General features: G+C 70.0%; 20 protein-coding genes. 13 read left to right on the top strand and 7 right to left on the bottom strand.

Features of this window, described 5'->3' with window-relative positions; all coding sequences use genetic code 11:
- Both PUR53_RS32075 and PUR53_RS32070 read left to right on the top strand, forming a co-directional pair.
- Positions 1–1,116, top strand: coding sequence for an MAB_1171c family putative transporter (locus PUR53_RS32075; protein ID WP_329910545.1), 1,116 nt, complete (start codon positions 1–3; stop codon positions 1,114–1,116).
- Positions 1,117–1,143: 27 nt separating this feature from the next.
- The gene (locus tag PUR53_RS32070) at positions 1,144–2,340 is read left to right on the top strand and encodes an amidohydrolase family protein (protein WP_329910544.1); all 1,197 of its coding nucleotides are present in this window, start codon (positions 1,144–1,146) and stop codon (positions 2,338–2,340) included.
- Positions 2,341–2,382: 42 nt separating this feature from the next.
- On the opposite strand, the gene PUR53_RS32065 is transcribed toward PUR53_RS32070, so the two are convergent.
- Positions 2,383–3,282, bottom strand: a complete 900-nt coding sequence (locus PUR53_RS32065) for a helix-turn-helix domain-containing protein (protein WP_329910543.1) — start codon at positions 3,280–3,282, stop codon at positions 2,383–2,385.
- Between the two features lie 412 nt (positions 3,283–3,694).
- Between PUR53_RS32065 and PUR53_RS32060 the strand changes: the two genes are divergently transcribed.
- The 10 genes from PUR53_RS32060 (at position 3,695) to PUR53_RS32015 (ending at position 11,955) form a co-directional block, all read left to right on the top strand.
- A complete protein-coding gene (locus PUR53_RS32060) occupies positions 3,695–4,015 on the top strand; it encodes a transcriptional regulator (RefSeq protein WP_329910542.1) in 321 nt (106 codons plus the stop codon).
- Between the two features lies 1 nt (position 4,016).
- Entirely contained in the window at positions 4,017–5,036 is a 1,020-nt protein-coding gene (locus PUR53_RS32055) for a hypothetical protein (protein ID WP_329910541.1), read from the top strand.
- On the top strand, positions 5,036–5,743 hold the full coding sequence (locus PUR53_RS32050) for an ATP-binding protein (RefSeq protein ID WP_329910540.1): 708 nt from the start codon (positions 5,036–5,038) through the stop codon (positions 5,741–5,743). Before PUR53_RS32055 ends, PUR53_RS32050 begins: the two co-directional genes overlap by 1 nt.
- Before the next feature lie 117 nt (positions 5,744–5,860).
- A complete protein-coding gene (locus PUR53_RS32045; RefSeq protein WP_329910539.1) occupies positions 5,861–6,427 on the top strand; it encodes a WhiB family transcriptional regulator in 567 nt (188 codons plus the stop codon).
- The gene (locus PUR53_RS32040) at positions 6,424–7,461 is read left to right on the top strand and encodes a DUF2637 domain-containing protein (RefSeq protein ID WP_329910538.1); all 1,038 of its coding nucleotides are present in this window, start codon (positions 6,424–6,426) and stop codon (positions 7,459–7,461) included. Before PUR53_RS32045 ends, PUR53_RS32040 begins: the two co-directional genes overlap by 4 nt.
- 19 nt (positions 7,462–7,480) lie before the next feature.
- Positions 7,481–7,789, top strand: coding sequence for a hypothetical protein (locus tag PUR53_RS32035; protein ID WP_443080382.1), 309 nt, complete (start codon positions 7,481–7,483; stop codon positions 7,787–7,789).
- 203 nt (positions 7,790–7,992) lie between these two features.
- The gene (locus tag PUR53_RS32030; RefSeq protein WP_329910537.1) at positions 7,993–8,451 is read left to right on the top strand and encodes a plasmid mobilization protein; all 459 of its coding nucleotides are present in this window, start codon (positions 7,993–7,995) and stop codon (positions 8,449–8,451) included.
- A complete protein-coding gene (locus PUR53_RS32025; protein WP_329910536.1) occupies positions 8,451–10,220 on the top strand; it encodes a relaxase/mobilization nuclease domain-containing protein in 1,770 nt (589 codons plus the stop codon). The genes PUR53_RS32030 and PUR53_RS32025 overlap by 1 nt, the downstream gene beginning before the upstream one ends.
- Positions 10,221–10,327: 107 nt before the next feature.
- Positions 10,328–10,732, top strand: coding sequence for a hypothetical protein (locus PUR53_RS32020; RefSeq protein WP_329910535.1), 405 nt, complete (start codon positions 10,328–10,330; stop codon positions 10,730–10,732).
- Positions 10,733–10,947: 215 nt separating this feature from the next.
- The gene (locus PUR53_RS32015) at positions 10,948–11,955 is read left to right on the top strand and encodes a restriction endonuclease (RefSeq protein ID WP_329910534.1); all 1,008 of its coding nucleotides are present in this window, start codon (positions 10,948–10,950) and stop codon (positions 11,953–11,955) included.
- Positions 11,956–11,969: 14 nt separating this feature from the next.
- Here the strand turns inward: PUR53_RS32015 and PUR53_RS32010 are convergent, their stop codons facing one another.
- From PUR53_RS32010 to PUR53_RS31985, 6 genes are all read right to left on the bottom strand, one after another.
- On the bottom strand, positions 11,970–12,203 hold the full coding sequence (locus PUR53_RS32010; RefSeq protein WP_329910533.1) for a hypothetical protein: 234 nt from the start codon (positions 12,201–12,203) through the stop codon (positions 11,970–11,972).
- A gap of 32 nt (positions 12,204–12,235) precedes the next feature.
- On the bottom strand, positions 12,236–12,472 hold the full coding sequence (locus tag PUR53_RS32005) for a MarR family transcriptional regulator (RefSeq protein ID WP_329910532.1): 237 nt from the start codon (positions 12,470–12,472) through the stop codon (positions 12,236–12,238).
- 105 nt (positions 12,473–12,577) lie between these two features.
- Entirely contained in the window at positions 12,578–12,907 is a 330-nt protein-coding gene (locus PUR53_RS32000) for an esterase (RefSeq protein WP_329910531.1), read from the bottom strand.
- A 93-nt stretch (positions 12,908–13,000) separates the two neighbouring features.
- Positions 13,001–13,213 (bottom strand): hypothetical protein, encoded by a 213-nt coding sequence (locus tag PUR53_RS31995; RefSeq protein ID WP_329910530.1) that lies wholly within the window; start codon positions 13,211–13,213, stop codon positions 13,001–13,003.
- Positions 13,214–13,263: 50 nt separating this feature from the next.
- A complete protein-coding gene (locus PUR53_RS31990; RefSeq protein ID WP_329910529.1) occupies positions 13,264–13,536 on the bottom strand; it encodes a hypothetical protein in 273 nt (90 codons plus the stop codon).
- Between the two features lie 108 nt (positions 13,537–13,644).
- The gene (locus PUR53_RS31985; RefSeq protein ID WP_329910528.1) at positions 13,645–13,992 is read right to left on the bottom strand and encodes a DUF317 domain-containing protein; all 348 of its coding nucleotides are present in this window, start codon (positions 13,990–13,992) and stop codon (positions 13,645–13,647) included.
- 219 nt (positions 13,993–14,211) lie between these two features.
- On the opposite strand from PUR53_RS31985, the gene PUR53_RS31980 reads away from it, so the two are divergent.
- Positions 14,212–14,478 carry a hypothetical protein gene (locus PUR53_RS31980; protein WP_329910527.1) on the top strand — a complete coding sequence of 89 codons (267 nt, stop codon included), beginning with the start codon at positions 14,212–14,214 and terminating at the stop codon, positions 14,476–14,478.

Raw genomic sequence — 14,478 nt, 5'->3', positions numbered from 1 at the left:
ATGACCGAAGTGATCCTCCTGGGCCTCGCGGTCGCGGTCGTCTGGAAGCTGTACCAGTGGTCCCGAGCGCCTCATGACGCGCCGCTTCGTTCCGTCACGTTGTGCCTGTTGAGCGCCGCGCTGTCGTATCCGCTGGCCATGCCTGGCGGCGCCTCGGGCGTCGACACCGTGGCCGGGCACGGCACCGCGAAGCTGATGCAGAATGTGCTGCTCCTGCTGACGGTCTACTTCCTGATGTGCTTCTACCTGTACTCGGCCGACGGGCAGGCCGGTCGGCTCCGTGCCAGGCGGGAAGCACTCCTCGTCGCGGCCGTGGCATTGGCGATCACGGTCGCCGCGCTGTCGGTCCCGCACGACGTGTTCGCCGGTTCCTTCAGCACGGCGGACATGACGATTCCCCAGATCGCCTTCTTCTACGGCGGCGCCGGCCTGTACCTCATGTACGCCCTCGGTGCCGCCGGCCGCTGGACCCGACGCTATGCCCGAATGTCACGGCGACCGCACGCCACGGGCCTGTGGATGGCCGCCGTCGGCCTCAGCGCGATGGCGGTGGCCTGCGCGGTCCGAGCGGTCTTCGTCGCCATCCGGTGGAGCGGCGGGACCGTGCCACAGCCGCTCATGGCAGGTGTCGCGTTCCTGCTCGTGGTGTCCATCCTGCTCTTCTTCGTGGGCGTCACCTACCCGGGGGCCCGCGCGAGGGTCACGTCGGCGCGGCTCTGGCTGCGGCGTCGCCGTGACCACCGTCGGCTGGCTCCGCTGTGGCAGCTGCTCGCCGAGGCGTACCCCGAGAACGTGCTGCGGCCCGCTTCGTCCGGGCTGTGGGACCGGTGGCGGGCGCGCGGTGTGCACCGTCGCTACCACCGACGGATAGTGGAGTGCCGTGACGGACTGGTCGATGTCAGCCCACACCTGGTCGACGCGTCGGAGGACATCGAAGTGCTCGCTCTCCCTCCGGCCGTGTTGGCGGACCGCCTTCGGCGCGCTGTGGACACGATGGGGAAGGGCACGCTCGTCCCCCGCCCGGCGGTACGGCTGGCAGTGCCCGAGGAGGACAACCGAGAAGCGGACGTTCGTCAGCTGATAGCCGTGTCGGACGCGCTGCGCCTGTCTGCCTGACCGTACCGAAGATCAAGGAGAGACCAGATGCTGATCACCGCAGGACGGGTTCTCGTCAGCTCCGGGAAGTACCTGGACGACGGCGCCATCCTCGTCGAGGGAGACTCGATCACGGCGGTGGGACCACGCGCGCAGCTCGCGGAGCGGGTCGGCACGGACGTGGAGCGGCTCGCGTTCCCCACGGGAACGATCGTGCCTGGCCTCATCGACGCCCACGTCCACCTCGCCTTCGACGGAGGCGCGGACCCGGTGGCCGTGCTCCAGGCATCCAGCGACGAGACTCTGCTGAGCGACATGCGGCTTCGCGCGGAGCAGCTCCTGCGCAGCGGTGTGACGACGGTCCGTGACCTGGGAGACCGTGACGGCCTTGCCCTGCGCTTGGACGAGGAGATCGCCCGTGGAGGCAGGCCAGGCCCGCGGATCGTGTCCGCGGGGACGCCCGCGACGCCTCCCGGCGGGCACTGCCACTTCCTCGGAGGTGAGGTTTCCGGTGTGGCTGAGGTCCGTGACCTCGTGCGGTACAACATCTCGGCGGGCGCCGGGGTGATCAAGGCGATGGTTACCGGAGGCGGCCTGACCAAGGACGGGCCGAAGAGCTGGCAGAGCCAGTTCACCCTGGAGGAACTCCAGGCCCTGGTGGACGAGGCCCATCAAGCAGGCGTGCCCGTGGCAGCCCACGCGCACGGTACGGACGGCATCGTCGCGGCCGTGGCAGCAGGCGTCGACACGATCGAGCACTGCACGTGGATGACGAACGACGGCTTCGACCTTCGCCAGGACGTCCTGAAGCAGATCATCGACCGGGGCATCGCCGTCTGCCCTGCCGTCAGCCCTCACTGGCAGATGCTCCCCCGCTTCTTCGGCGAGGAGCGGGCGGCTGCCATGTTCGACCTCGTACGGCAGATGGCGGAGGCCGGCGCCAAGCTCATCGCCGGAACCGACGCCGGAGTCCAGCGCACGGGGTTCGACGGACTGGTGCCCGCCCTGTCGTTCTACGCGCACCTGGGCCTGCCGAACAGCAAGATCCTCGATATGGCGACCGCCGACGCGGCTGGCGCACTGGGGCTGGGCGATACGACGGGGCGAATCGCTCCCGGGTTCCGGGCGGACCTGCTGGTGGTCGACGGAGACCCCCTTGAGGATCTCGCCGCGTTGAAGGCGGTCCGGACGGTGGTGGCCGCAGGGCAGCGGCACGAGCCGCGCGAGACGACCGCGCAGCCGTAGGTGACAGCACGTCCGGGGCTCTTCTGAGTCCCGGACAGGGTGCTACTCGTTCGCCTCCGGTGCTCTCTGCTCCAGCTCCGTGACCAGGTCGTTGACGAATTCCATGACATTCGCCGGCAATCCCTGGGAGCCCGTCCCCCGACCCCTGACCCGGCCCACGGCCCCGCTCCTCGACGCTGACAGGAGTCGGAGGCCCTCGTAGACCTGACGGGCCACGGCATCGTCCGGCTGGAAGTACATCGCGGACACACCGAAGAAGGCGGCCAGGCCCTCAAGAACGACGGGCGAAGCCGATTCCGCGGCACCGGTCCGGAGATCCCGGACGCCCTCCCCGGTGATGACCTTCGACCCGGCATGAGCATTGACGGCGTCGGCGATTTCCGAGTCCGTCGGCGGCCCCTGCTGCCCGGGGTACGAGCGCTCCAGGATCAGAGTGATCTTCTCGCCCAGCGTGCCGGGTGGCCCCGAGGAGGCCGGGACGGTGCCGCCATCCTCGGCGGACTGGCCGGCTTGTGTCTCCTGGGCCTTGGCGATCGACCGGTCCTCTGCCCGCCGCAGCTCCTCCTCGCTCACCCGGTACGCCGCTGCCAGGGCCGGGACGTACTTGTCCTTGAGTCGCCGCTCCCCACGTTCGGCTCCCGCCACCGGCCCGGCGCTCTTGGTGCCGATCAGTGCTGCCGTCTCGTACTGGTAGTAGCCGGCATCGCACCGCAGGTCCGTCAGATCGGGCAGTCCGGTACGCGGGAACATGTCGTCCAGCCCCCGCTTGAGCGCGCGGGCCAGCGCGGGCAGTTTTTCCGCGTCAGGGACCGTGTCTCCCGATTCCCAGCCGGCGATTGTCGAGTCGGCCACGCCGACGGCTGCAGCCACCTCGGCCTGCGAGATCTCGGCAGCTCGCCGCACCGTGCGCACGCGGTGTCGGTCGAAGTGACGAGCAGACATCTCACCCTCGTTTTCGTCAAACCGAAGGAACATCGGTGCGTTGACTTTTTCGTTGAGTCGGAATAGCTTCAGCCTAGCGAAAGACGGGGTGCTCCGCACCCCTGCTCGATCTTCGCCTTCGGCCTCTCTGCGGCGCCTCCGGATAGGGCTGGATCTTGGCGCGACCTGCGCATATGTTCGTCGTCGCTCGCCGGGCAGCCTGCCTGGGGAGCGAGGGCAAGAAGGAGGCACGTATACGAGACAGGCAGACCGACCGGGCCGGGTAAGCCCGGGAAACTGCACCGGCGCCCAAGAGCTACCAACTCCTGGACGCCGGGCCGGCACCTCGAAGGCGCCGATTCACATCTCGCGGGCAGCGGGGCTTTTGCACGAGAACCGCCGCACCGCACTCCTACGAACAACGGAGTATCACATGCTCGCCATGCCGAGCGAAACCCCGGCATGCCCGGACACGGCCCGCCAGCACCGCCTCGCGGCCCAGCTCGCCGACATGATCCCCGGGGCGGCCACCATCCGCGTCAGTCTCACCGATCCCGCGCAGACGTGGCCCCACCCGCACACCGTCGCCAAGGACGCGGGCGGGGCCACGGTCGAGCTGAGCCGGACGACCGCCAGGGTCGCGGCACGCTGGATCATGCGGGTCTGGCCGGACGTGGACTGGACCCGCCCTCACACCTTCGACCTCACCACCGCGACCCTCACCCGCAGCGATCTCGTCGGTCGAGGCCGCTGACATGGCACGGATCCGGACCATCAAGCCGGAGGCGTTCTTCTCCGAGTCGCTCGCCGAGGTGAGCGTCGAGGCGGAGCGGACGTTCTTCGGACTCCTCACCCAGGCCGACGACCACGGCCGCCATCGCGACAACGCCGCGATCATCGCGGGGCTGCTCTGGCCCCTGCGGGCCGAGCACACGTCGGTCCACGTCGAGGACGACCTCCAGCAGCTCGCCAACGCGGGACTGCTCTGCCGGTACACCGGCTGCGACGGCCGCCGCTACCTCCATGTCGTGACCTGGTCCGAGCACCAGAAGATCGACAAGGCCAGCCAGTCCCGGCTGCCCTCCTGCCCGCAGCACCACGCGGCAGCCCGGTGCGGTCCCTGCAAGGGGACCTGCACTCGGCACCCCGAAACGTCGCCCACCCCTACCGGAGGACTCGCCGAGACTTCGCCGAACGCTCCCCGAACCCTCGATCCGCCCGCGCAGCCCGCCCCGACGCCTCCCATCCCCCCGAGCGGGGCCCCGGCCGCACGGCAGGAACCCTTGGTCGGCCTCGACGGCACCCCTGATCACAGTGACGAGAAAGCCGCAGGTCGGGAGGCATTCGCCGAGGGCTCCCCGAAGCCTCCCCGAAGCCTCCGAGAGGGCTCGGTGCCTGGATCTAGGATCTTGGATCCTGGATCTTCATTCCCTACGGGGCGCACAGCGCCCGCCACCACCGTCTCGGTCAACGACCTGATCGGCGAGTACGTCGCCGCGTGCGACGAACGACCGCCCAGCGACGTGATCGGACACCTCGGCCGCATCGCCAAGAATCTCCTCGGCGAGGGCATCGCGTCGGAGCACGTCCGCGCCGGACTGAAGCGCTTCGCGGAGATCCAGGGCCACCCCAGCCGCCTGCCGAGCCTGGTCAACGACGCCATGAACGCACGAGCGTCCGGTTTGGCGCGGCCGGGAATTCGGCCTACCGTGCCCGCTCACCAGGCGTGGACCAACCCGGTCGACGCTGCCGCCGCCTACGCCGAGGAGCTGTGATGCGCACCCGTACCCGCGACCCGCAGACTCTCGGCGGCGCAGGAACCCTGGACCGGATGGCACGGATCCTGGCCGCCCGCAACATCGACCCGGCAGCCGCCGCCGCCTTGGTCGACGAGCCCGAATCCTTCTCCCCGCTGGATGCCCTGTTGACCGCGATGCCCCCGCGCTACCAGGGTGCGGTCGCTGACCACCCGCAGGTCCTGGCCTGGGCCAAGGACGTCGCCCAGCAGGCTGTCGCCCCCAGTCTGGGAGCCCGGCGGCAGGTCACAACCGGCCCAAGCCTGCTGATGGCCGGCGTGGTCGGCGCGGGCAAGACCCACCAGGCGTACGGGGCGGTCCGACAGCTGGTGCAGACCGGAGTGGGCGTGCGGTGGCGCGCGACCACGGCCGCCGACCTGTACGCCGACCTGCGCCCTCGCCCCGGGGTGGACAGCGAGCGGGAGCTGGCGGCCGTCAGCCGATGTCCTCTGCTGATCATCGACGACCTCGGCGCGGCCAAGGCGTCCGAGTGGGTCGAGGAAGTGACCTACCGGCTGATCAACCGCCGGTACAACCACATGCTCCCGACGCTGATCACCACCAACCTGGCGATCAAGGACCTCCGGGCCTACCTCGGCGACCGCGTCACCTCCCGACTCGCGCAGATGACCACCCGGGTCGAGTTCGAGCCGGTCGACCGCAGACGCCACCGACCCGCCGCCTGACCCACCGCCGGCCGTACCGCCGGGCCGCGCCTGCAGCGCGCCGCCCCATGCACCTCCCGACCCAGCGCACCCCTCCGCCGACGCCCCTGCGCGCGGAGAGCGATCGGAGCAACCCGCATGACCACCACGACGATCAGCCCTGCCCGCCACCGGTCGCTCGGTGACCACACCTGGCAGGACCAGGCCGTCTGCCAGAGCACCGAGTACAACCCGGTGGACCCCGACATGTTCTTCCCCGAGCCCGACGAGACCGCCAAGATCGCTGCGGCGAAGTCGCTGTGCGGCCAGTGCCCGGTCCGCCGTACCTGCCTGGACGCCGCCCTGGAAGGCGGCGACACCCACGGCATACGGGGCGGGATGACCGAGGAGGAGCGCGAGCCGCTGCACGAGAACATCGCCGGCCGCCTCGACTACAGCCGGGTCAACGCCACCGTCGCCGGGCGCGACGTCCACCTCACCAAGGCCGAGCGCCGCGCGGTCGTCCGTGCCGCCTACCGCCACGGCCTCACCGAACAGCGCCTGGCCTGGCTCCTGAAGATCAGCGAGGAGCACGCCCAGAAGCTGTACCGCGAAACCCGCCGAGCCCTGCGCAACCGAGACCTGGAGCAGACCACGCAGAACACCCCACCCCCTGAGACCGACAGCAAGCAGCTGGGCCGCGACGACTTCGGGACGGCGGCGTGAGTGTCGCGAGCGCGCCGAGCACGGCGCATGTCACCGGGTGGGACCGCGCGGTCGTCATCGCCCTCGGTGGGGCGGGATGCGCCCTGTCGTACGACGCCCTGCAGCAGATGGCCGTCGCCATCCACGTCCGGGGGCTGCTGACCTACCTCTTCCCCTTGGTGATCGATGGGTTCATCGCGTACGGCATCCGCGCTTTGCTGGTCCTGCGCGACGCACCGCTGCGCGCCCGGCTTTACGTCTGGACGCTCTTCGGCACGGCCACTGCTGCCAGCATCTGGGCCAACGCGTTGCACGCGGTCAGGCTCAACGAAGAGAACACCTCGGCCACCGGGCTGCGGCTCGGAGACACGGTGGTCGCGGTGCTGTCCACCATCGCCCCGCTGGCCTTGGCCGGAGCGGTGCACCTGTACATCCTCATCGCCCGGGGGCCGGTCAAGTCCAGTGACCGAAGTGACCGCGATGGACTCGGTCAGGCCGGTCACCCCGGTCAGCGCGTGCGTATCCCGGTCACTCGGACTGAACGGGCTGGTCAGCAGCAACCGCAGCCCGGTCAGGTGGGCGCCGGACAGTCGGCCACCGCCCTGGCCGACCGGCCCCGCCCGTCCCTGGACAAGCAGGCCCCGGCTGCCCGGACACTGGCTGGGGGCAGTGCCCCAGCGGACAGTGGCAGCCCGGACAGCAGCCATCGTGACAGGGAGACCAAGGCTGCTGACCTGGGCGGACAGCCGGACACCACCTCGGCGGTCAGTGACCGACACACCGTCACCGAGCCGGTCACCGGTCACCCGGACAACCTCCCGCCGGTCAGTGACCGTGCCCCTCGGACAACCGGTGGTCGGCGGCCTGACCCGGACACCGAGGAGCTGCTGGAGATCGCCCGGTCAGCGGTCAGGGCCGAGGACAAACTGACCCGCAAGGTGGTCGCCCAGGCGATCCGCGGTCAGCAGATCCCGCTCTCCAGCGACACGCTGACCGCCCTGATGGTCCAGCTGCGCCAGCAGCACGGCCAGTCGGTCACCACCTCCCGGAACTGACCGCACACCCCATGGGGCGGTGACCGAGCCGGATACCTCGGCCGGTCACCCGCCCCGGACGGCCAGCCCCACGACGTCCTCCCGTGAACCGGAGAGCACCGCCATGCGCACGAAGCCCGCGACACCCGCCGAGGTGGAGACCTGGCTGACCGTCCTGCACCAGCGCGGCCACATTCACCGCGCCGAGTCCGGTCCCGACAACACCTGGACCGTGCAACGGTGTCGACACAACCGCCCCTGGACTCTGCACCACCCGGTCCTGGCTATGGACTGGATCGAGAACATCGTCCGCGACATCCGTCAGCAGGACGCGGAGGCGGGCCGGTGACCGCCAACGACCCGGCGGCCACCACGTCCGGACCGCACCGTGACTCCAACTCGGCTCCAGGCGGAGCAAGTTGTCGCGTACGACGGTCCTACGGCCCGTCGTACGCACTTGCCCCCGCCCAGGGGAGCGGGGGAAGTCCGGCTGCTCCCCGAGCGAGGGCGCACGGGGACCGGCCGGACTCCCGGCACCAGGGGGCGCCGGTCGTGGGAGGAGAAGCAGACGACCGCGCCCCGCGCGAACAGCAAAGCCCGAGCCAACCTGCGTTCCCCGACCGCAAGCCGCGCCGACGCACCCGCGACCCGAGCCAGCGCACCCACAAGACGACCACCCGCCTGTCCGACACCGAGAAGACCGAGATCGCCGCCGCCGCAAAGCAGCGCGCCGTCACCGTCGCCCGTTTCCTCGCCTCCGCCGGCCTCGCCGTCGCCCGCGGATCGACCATCGTGCACACCAACGATCAGCTCGACGCCGCCATCGACGAGCTGGCCGCCCTGCGCACCGCCATCTCTCGTGTCGGCAACAACATCAACCAGATCGCCTTCGTCTACAACGCCGGAGGACAGCCCCTCCCCGGCGAACTCGACCGCGCCCTGATGACCGTGAACCGCGTCCTGACCCGCGTGGACGACGCGGCCGACACCCTGGTGAAGAAGCGCCTCTGATGGTCCCCAAGATCCGACGCGGCTCGCGCACCCACGGCCTGCTCGTCTACCTGTACGGCCCCGGCAAGCGCGACGAGCACACAGATCCCCACCTCGTCGGCAGTTGGGACGGCTTCGCCCCCGACCCCGGCCGTGACACCAGCGCCGACCCCGACCCCAAGGTCACCCTCGCCCGGCTCGCTGCCGCCCTGGACCTGCGGGTCAAGCAGGCCGGCGACAAGGCGCCGGCCCAGCACGTCTGGCACTGCTCGGTCCGTACCGACCCCGGCGACCGGACCCTGACCGACGACGAGTGGAACACCGTCGCCCGCCGCCTGGTTCACGCCGTCAACCTCGCTCCCGAGGGCGATCCTGATGGCTGCCGCTGGGTCGCGGTGCGCCACGCTGACGACCACATCCACATCCTGGCCACCATGGTCCGAGGCGACCTGCGCCGTCCGAGGATGAACTACGACTTCAAGAAGGCCCAGGCCGAATGCCGTCGCATCGAACAGGAGATGGGCCTGCGCCGGCTCAAGCCCGGCGACGGCACCGGAGCCAAGACGCCCACCAGCGCCGAGCGCTTCAAAGCCGAGCGGACCGGCCGACCCGAGACACCGCGCGAGACCCTTCGCGAAGCTGTCCGCCAGGCCGTCGCCGGAGCCGCCAGCGAAGCCGAGTTCTTCACCCGCCTTCGCGAGGCGGGCCTGCGCGTCAAGCTCCGGCACGCCCCCTCCGGCGACATCCTCGGCTACACGGTCGCGCTGCCCGGAGACCGCAACCGCGATCGCGAGCCGGTCTGGTTCGCGGGCTCGACCCTGGCCCCCGACCTCTCCTATCCCAGGATCCAGCGCCGCCTTGCCGACGGAACCCCCGAGACGGGCCCGCTGCCGGAAGCCGACAGCGTCCGCTCGGACTGGTCGCCGCCCGCATGGGGGCGACGCACCGCCACCGGGATCGCCGAGCGCGCCGCGATCCTCCTGGACAGCGACGACGACGAAGCCGCAGCCCAACTCGTCGGAGTCGGCGAACTCCTGGACGCCGTCGCCCAGACCTCCCCGGCCACCACCCGCGCCGAACTTGGCGCCGCCGCCCGCTCCTTCGAACGCGCCACCCGCAGCCACGTCCGAGCCGAACGCGCCGACACCCGGGCGATCCGCTCGGCGGCCCGGGGCATCATCCAGGCCAGCGGCGCGCTCGGCCGAGGAGAAGACGGCGGAACCACCGCCATGCTCGTCTCCACCCTGGTCCTGGTGGCGTTGGCCGCCGCCCGTTGGCACTCCGCACGCGGTCACGCCCAGCAGGCCGAAGCCTCCCGGCAGGCCGCCGAGCACCTTCGCGCCGCCTACCGCCAGGCCGCCGCCGCACCCATGCAGGCCCTGCGCGACCAGGGCCGAGCCTTGCCCGAAGCCCAGCGCCGCACCTACGAGACCACCATCCGCGCGGCCCTGCCCGAGAACAGCACCCGCCCCGGCACGAACACGAAGAACGACGCCTTGGCCGCCACCCTGGCCCAGGCCGAGCAGACAGGCCACGACCCCAAGGCCCTCCTGCAGGAGGCCATCGCCATGCGTGAACTCGACACGGCCGAGGACGTGAACGACGTCCTGGTCTGGCGACTGCGCCGGCTCGCCCAGCTTCCCGCGCACCCGGGCGAGGCCGTCCGCTCCCCGCAGGACGGCACTGGCCGAAGCAAGCCTGCGCCCAACCGAACTGGCACTCGGACCGCACCTCCGATGGCGACCCGTCCCGCTGCACCGGACCCGCGCAACCGGCCGCCGCGCCGCTGACCAGCAGTCTGGCAGGCCCACCACCGGCCTGCCAGACTGCGCGAAACCTATGGACAACCGGTTCCACCGGCTGTTACGGATGAACAGAGAAGGCCCTCGACCGGGAGATGACGCTCGTGCTCAGAACGACCGACCACCACGTAGAGCCGCCCCCCGTCCTGCCCGCCATCCCCGCCGGAAGCGCCCCTCTGCTGCAGCTCCAGTTCGAGACGCAGTCCCCCAGTGGACCCGGCGCGACGCGCTGCCTCAGCCACCCGCCCGAGCTGTCCCTGCGTGGGATCCCCGTGATGTGCTCGGCCTGCCGCGCCCGGCGCGACTGGCTGCTCATCAACCATGGCCGCAACGTCTGGGTCCGCTGTCGCTGTAGCAACCAGTGGCTCGAGCCTGAGATCAGCCGCGCTGACTTCGACTCCATGATCGTCATCCCGGACGGGACAACCTACGCCAGCGTCGAGCAGGGCCTGGCCGCACTCGGCTTCGACGGCGCCTTCACCGGCATCTATCTGGAGTGATGAGCGGTGTCGATGAACAAGTTTGCTCCAGCGCGGCAGTACGTAGAGCAGGCGGTGCGTGCAGACTCTACTTGGGGACGCGGTCCGGTCCCAGAGAAAACAGTCCCTGGCCGCACGATCGGGCAGCAGCTGAATTTGGCTGACTGGTTGTGAGCGGACAGGCCGACCTTGCCCTGGTCGTCCGGTTTGTCAGAGGCGATGGTTAATATCCTGCGGTGATCATAGACCGTAACGCCCGTGTCGTCCCTCCCCGATACCATGATCGCGAGGTACGCGCGCTGATGGGCGACGCTTTGGGAAAGGCTGACCAAGCCGACCTTCTCGCCGCCTACTTGTGGGTGCAGGAAGGGATGATAGGCAGGCAAGCCCACTCCGATTTGGAGAGCATGAGAGACGGCCTCCTCAGAGACATTGGAAGGCTCCGGAAGTTCAAGTCCGACCCTGAGTTCCAGGGGCTGTCGTGGGAGTGCACACGAGTCGAACTCGACGCCGCGTTCGACAGCGCCAGCGTCGCTATTGGTGAGGAAGTCGCTCACCTCGAAGAGGCACTGCGGGTTTCGGCTGAGGCCCTTGAGGACTTGCGCCGTCTGCCCGACGAGGATCTGGCGCCTCGATACTTGCCGGGTAGCAACAACTCCCCGCTGAACACGATCATCGAGTGTAGGAACCAAATCGAGCCGATCAACAAGAGGCACAGCACCCTTGTCGCCGACTTGATAGCGGAGGTCGACCGTCTGGCCGACCTCGATAGTCGAAGAGTGGCGTTCTCCCAGAGTGGCAAGAGCTATTCACCGGAGCGCATTCTGCGGTTCGACTCCAAGAATTTCGAGATTCTCGTCGCATGGTTGGCGAACCGGGACGGAATGAAGGTCCTCCGGAGGAACGGCGGGGCCGGGGACTTGGGTGCGGACGGCATATTCCTGACGCCGGACGGCCGCCGAGTCGTGGCGCAGTGCAAGCAGATCAACACCCTGCCCGGACGGGCCATCGGGAGCGAGCCTGTCCAACGGTTCAATGGAACGGCTCGGCCAGTGCACAAGGCTGACATCGCTGTAATGGTCACGAACGGGACCTTCTCCAAACCGGCCCGCGATTTCGCCAGTGATCACGCGATCCACCTCGTGGACGCCGAACAGTTGCGGAAATGGGCCACTTGGGGAGATTCGTTCTACGAAGTCGTGGGCATCGCTCGCCCCTCTGCCGCTGTAGGCGCTGCGGCCTGACCATTGTGCGCCAGTCAGCTTCGGTTGCTGTATTTGGGTAGCGCGCCCCGGAAGTCGCAGCCAGGGCACTCGTCCTCGCCCTGGACGTGGCCCTCGTACCAGCCGTGAACGGCTGCGTGGAGGATCGCCTCCTCCACCGAGGCTTCGCCGCTGCGGACCGATGCGATGGCGTTGCCGACGATCAGCCGGAGCACGGCGTTGTCGGGCGCAGGGAACGGCGGGGACGGCATCGGCGAGTCGGTCGTCATGGCCGCAGCCTACGGGCGGGTCCGACCGTCGGTCAGCCGGATGCGGTGCCGTCGTGCTGAGCGGTGTCGTGCAGGTCGCTGCGGAACCCCCGGCCGACGGGCTTCCAGCCCTGGAAGGTGGTGGGCCTCCAGCGCGGCCGGTCCGGCACGCTAGTGTCGTCGGGTTCCGGCAGACTGCCCCGGCTCTTGCGGCTCCGGGCTGCTCGGACGCTGATGCCCAGGTGGGCGGCGGCCTCCGGATACCCCCAGAGTTGCTGGTCGTCGGCCACCGTGTCCTCCTCGTTCGTCGGCGGACGAGCGTACGCAACGCGCGGCTGGACGCACGGCAAGGCCGCCCCTGTCTGATCGGCGCGGGGCGGCCTTTGCGGTTGCGGTTAGACCTCGGCGAGGCGATTGGAGATGTCGAGGGCGGCGGTGGCCACCGCGAGGGCAGCGCACAGGCCGCGTACCTCGTGGATGGTCGGGCGGACCAGGTGCGGCCAGTCGTCGGGTGCGGCGGGCCAGGAGGCGAGATGGACCTCGGCATTGGCCAGCCCGAGGTGGGCGGTGACGTCCCAGCCCGACAGGGAGGCGGGTTCCCAGTGAAGTCGGATGTGGCCGAGGGGGAGTCTGGGGATGTCGGCCGGGAGCCAGGAGACGTCCAGTGGTCCGTTGGGAAGGGCGGAGACGCGGTGGACGAGTGCGCCGCGCACTCCGGATGGCATGGGCCGCAGGGCGAGGCCGTGCAGCGGGCGGACGGGGCGAGTGTGGAGTCGCGGTGAGATGGAGCCCCTCCTGTCGGGGTCGGTGCGCCGGCGTCAGGACCAGGCGAGGGCGCCGCGGACTGCTGGCGGGAGGTAGTCCTCTTGGCCGTCGTCGGCGATGAACGCGACGCCGTCACGCACGACGACGTCGGTGCCGAGGTAGTGCGTGAAGGGCCAGTCGGGGTTGACGGCGAGGCGGATCGGCAGGTTGGGGTCGAGGTTCTGGAGTTGGCGGAGCAGGTGGCCGACGGTCAGGTAGTGGGGCACGGGAACCTCCGGAAGCGGGACCGGTTGGGCGAAGCAGTGTTGGTGGAGCGTCAGTGGGCGTCGAGACGGAGCAGGTCGCGCAGGACCTTCGGGCCGGTCGCCTCCGGCTTGGGGTGGCTGGCGAGGTGCCGCTTGCGACACTCGTTGACGTAGCCCTTGCCGGGGTTCTTCATCTGCCAGTCACCGCAGGAGCAGACGGCCTGGGTGTAGGTGCGGCCGGGGCAGTCGGGGTGGAGCGGCTTGCCGGAGCTGGTGTGCTTGTGGTCCGCCGGGCAGTCGGTGTCATCGGCATGGTGGTTGGTCAGCGGGGCGCGGAAGGTCAAGACGCGTTCCTCTCGGTGGTATAGGGGCCGGTCGGCTCGATGTATGAGCCGATCAGCGGGGGGTGCGGTGTGTGCGGCGGCAGGGAGGGCGTCCCGGCCGCCGCACGGTCAGCGGGAGGGGTGTGCCACGAGGGCGGCGATGAACCCGGCGACGGCTTCGGAGGGGGTGTAGTGGCCGAACTCCTGGACCCAGGGCTCGGCGTCGGCGGGGATGACCCGGATCTGCCAGACGATGCCTCGCTTCCAGGCGGCGGTGTCCTCGGGGAGCCAGCCGACGTAGACGCGGCCGTCCGGGCTGGTGCAGTGCACGTTGGCCTCCGGGGTGTCGACGATCGCCCAGCCGAGTGCGCCGAGCAGCTCGAGCACTGAGCCCGCGCAGTGGTCGCTGGAGAGCCAGGCGCGTTCCTCCACGGTGGGGCGGACGACAGCGGGCAGGAGGGTGCTGGAGGCGCTCACGGGTGGACGGTCCCTTCGTTGACCTGCGGTTTTACCGACACCCGTACGTTGGCATGCGGTGTGCCGAAGTACGTAGTCGTTTCCGGGAAGGTGCCGTCTGCCGAGGGCGAACTGGCCTTCGAGGGCGAGAGACCGGCGGGCCGGGGAATGGCTCGGCGCGGCCGGTTGTCGTAATCCGGTTATGGCGCAGGGCTGTACGGAGCCGGAGGGGGAGCAGGAGTGGCGGAGTCGAGCAGGTACTGGGACGGTGCCGGGCTGGAGCGCAAGATCCGCAGTGCCGGGCGGCCGTGGACGGTGGGCGACATCGCGATGGTGGCCGACGGCCAGTGGGCCGTGGGTACCCAGGCCGAAGGGCAACGTGATGGGGAAGCCGTGGTGGAGCGCCAGGTCACAGGCGGGCGATGCGTCGAGCTGACGTTGGAGGAGCTGGCCCGCGCGGTGGGCTCCCGGCTCGGGGACGCCCACCGCGACGAAGACGCGGAGTAA

The organism is Streptomyces sp. SP18BB07, assembly GCF_036322545.1.
In the GTDB taxonomy this organism is placed as follows: Bacteria; Actinomycetota; Actinomycetes; order Streptomycetales; family Streptomycetaceae; genus Streptomyces; species Streptomyces deccanensis.
The sequence above is the reverse complement of the archived record's forward strand: the minus strand, read 5'-3'. Positions and strand labels throughout refer to the sequence as shown.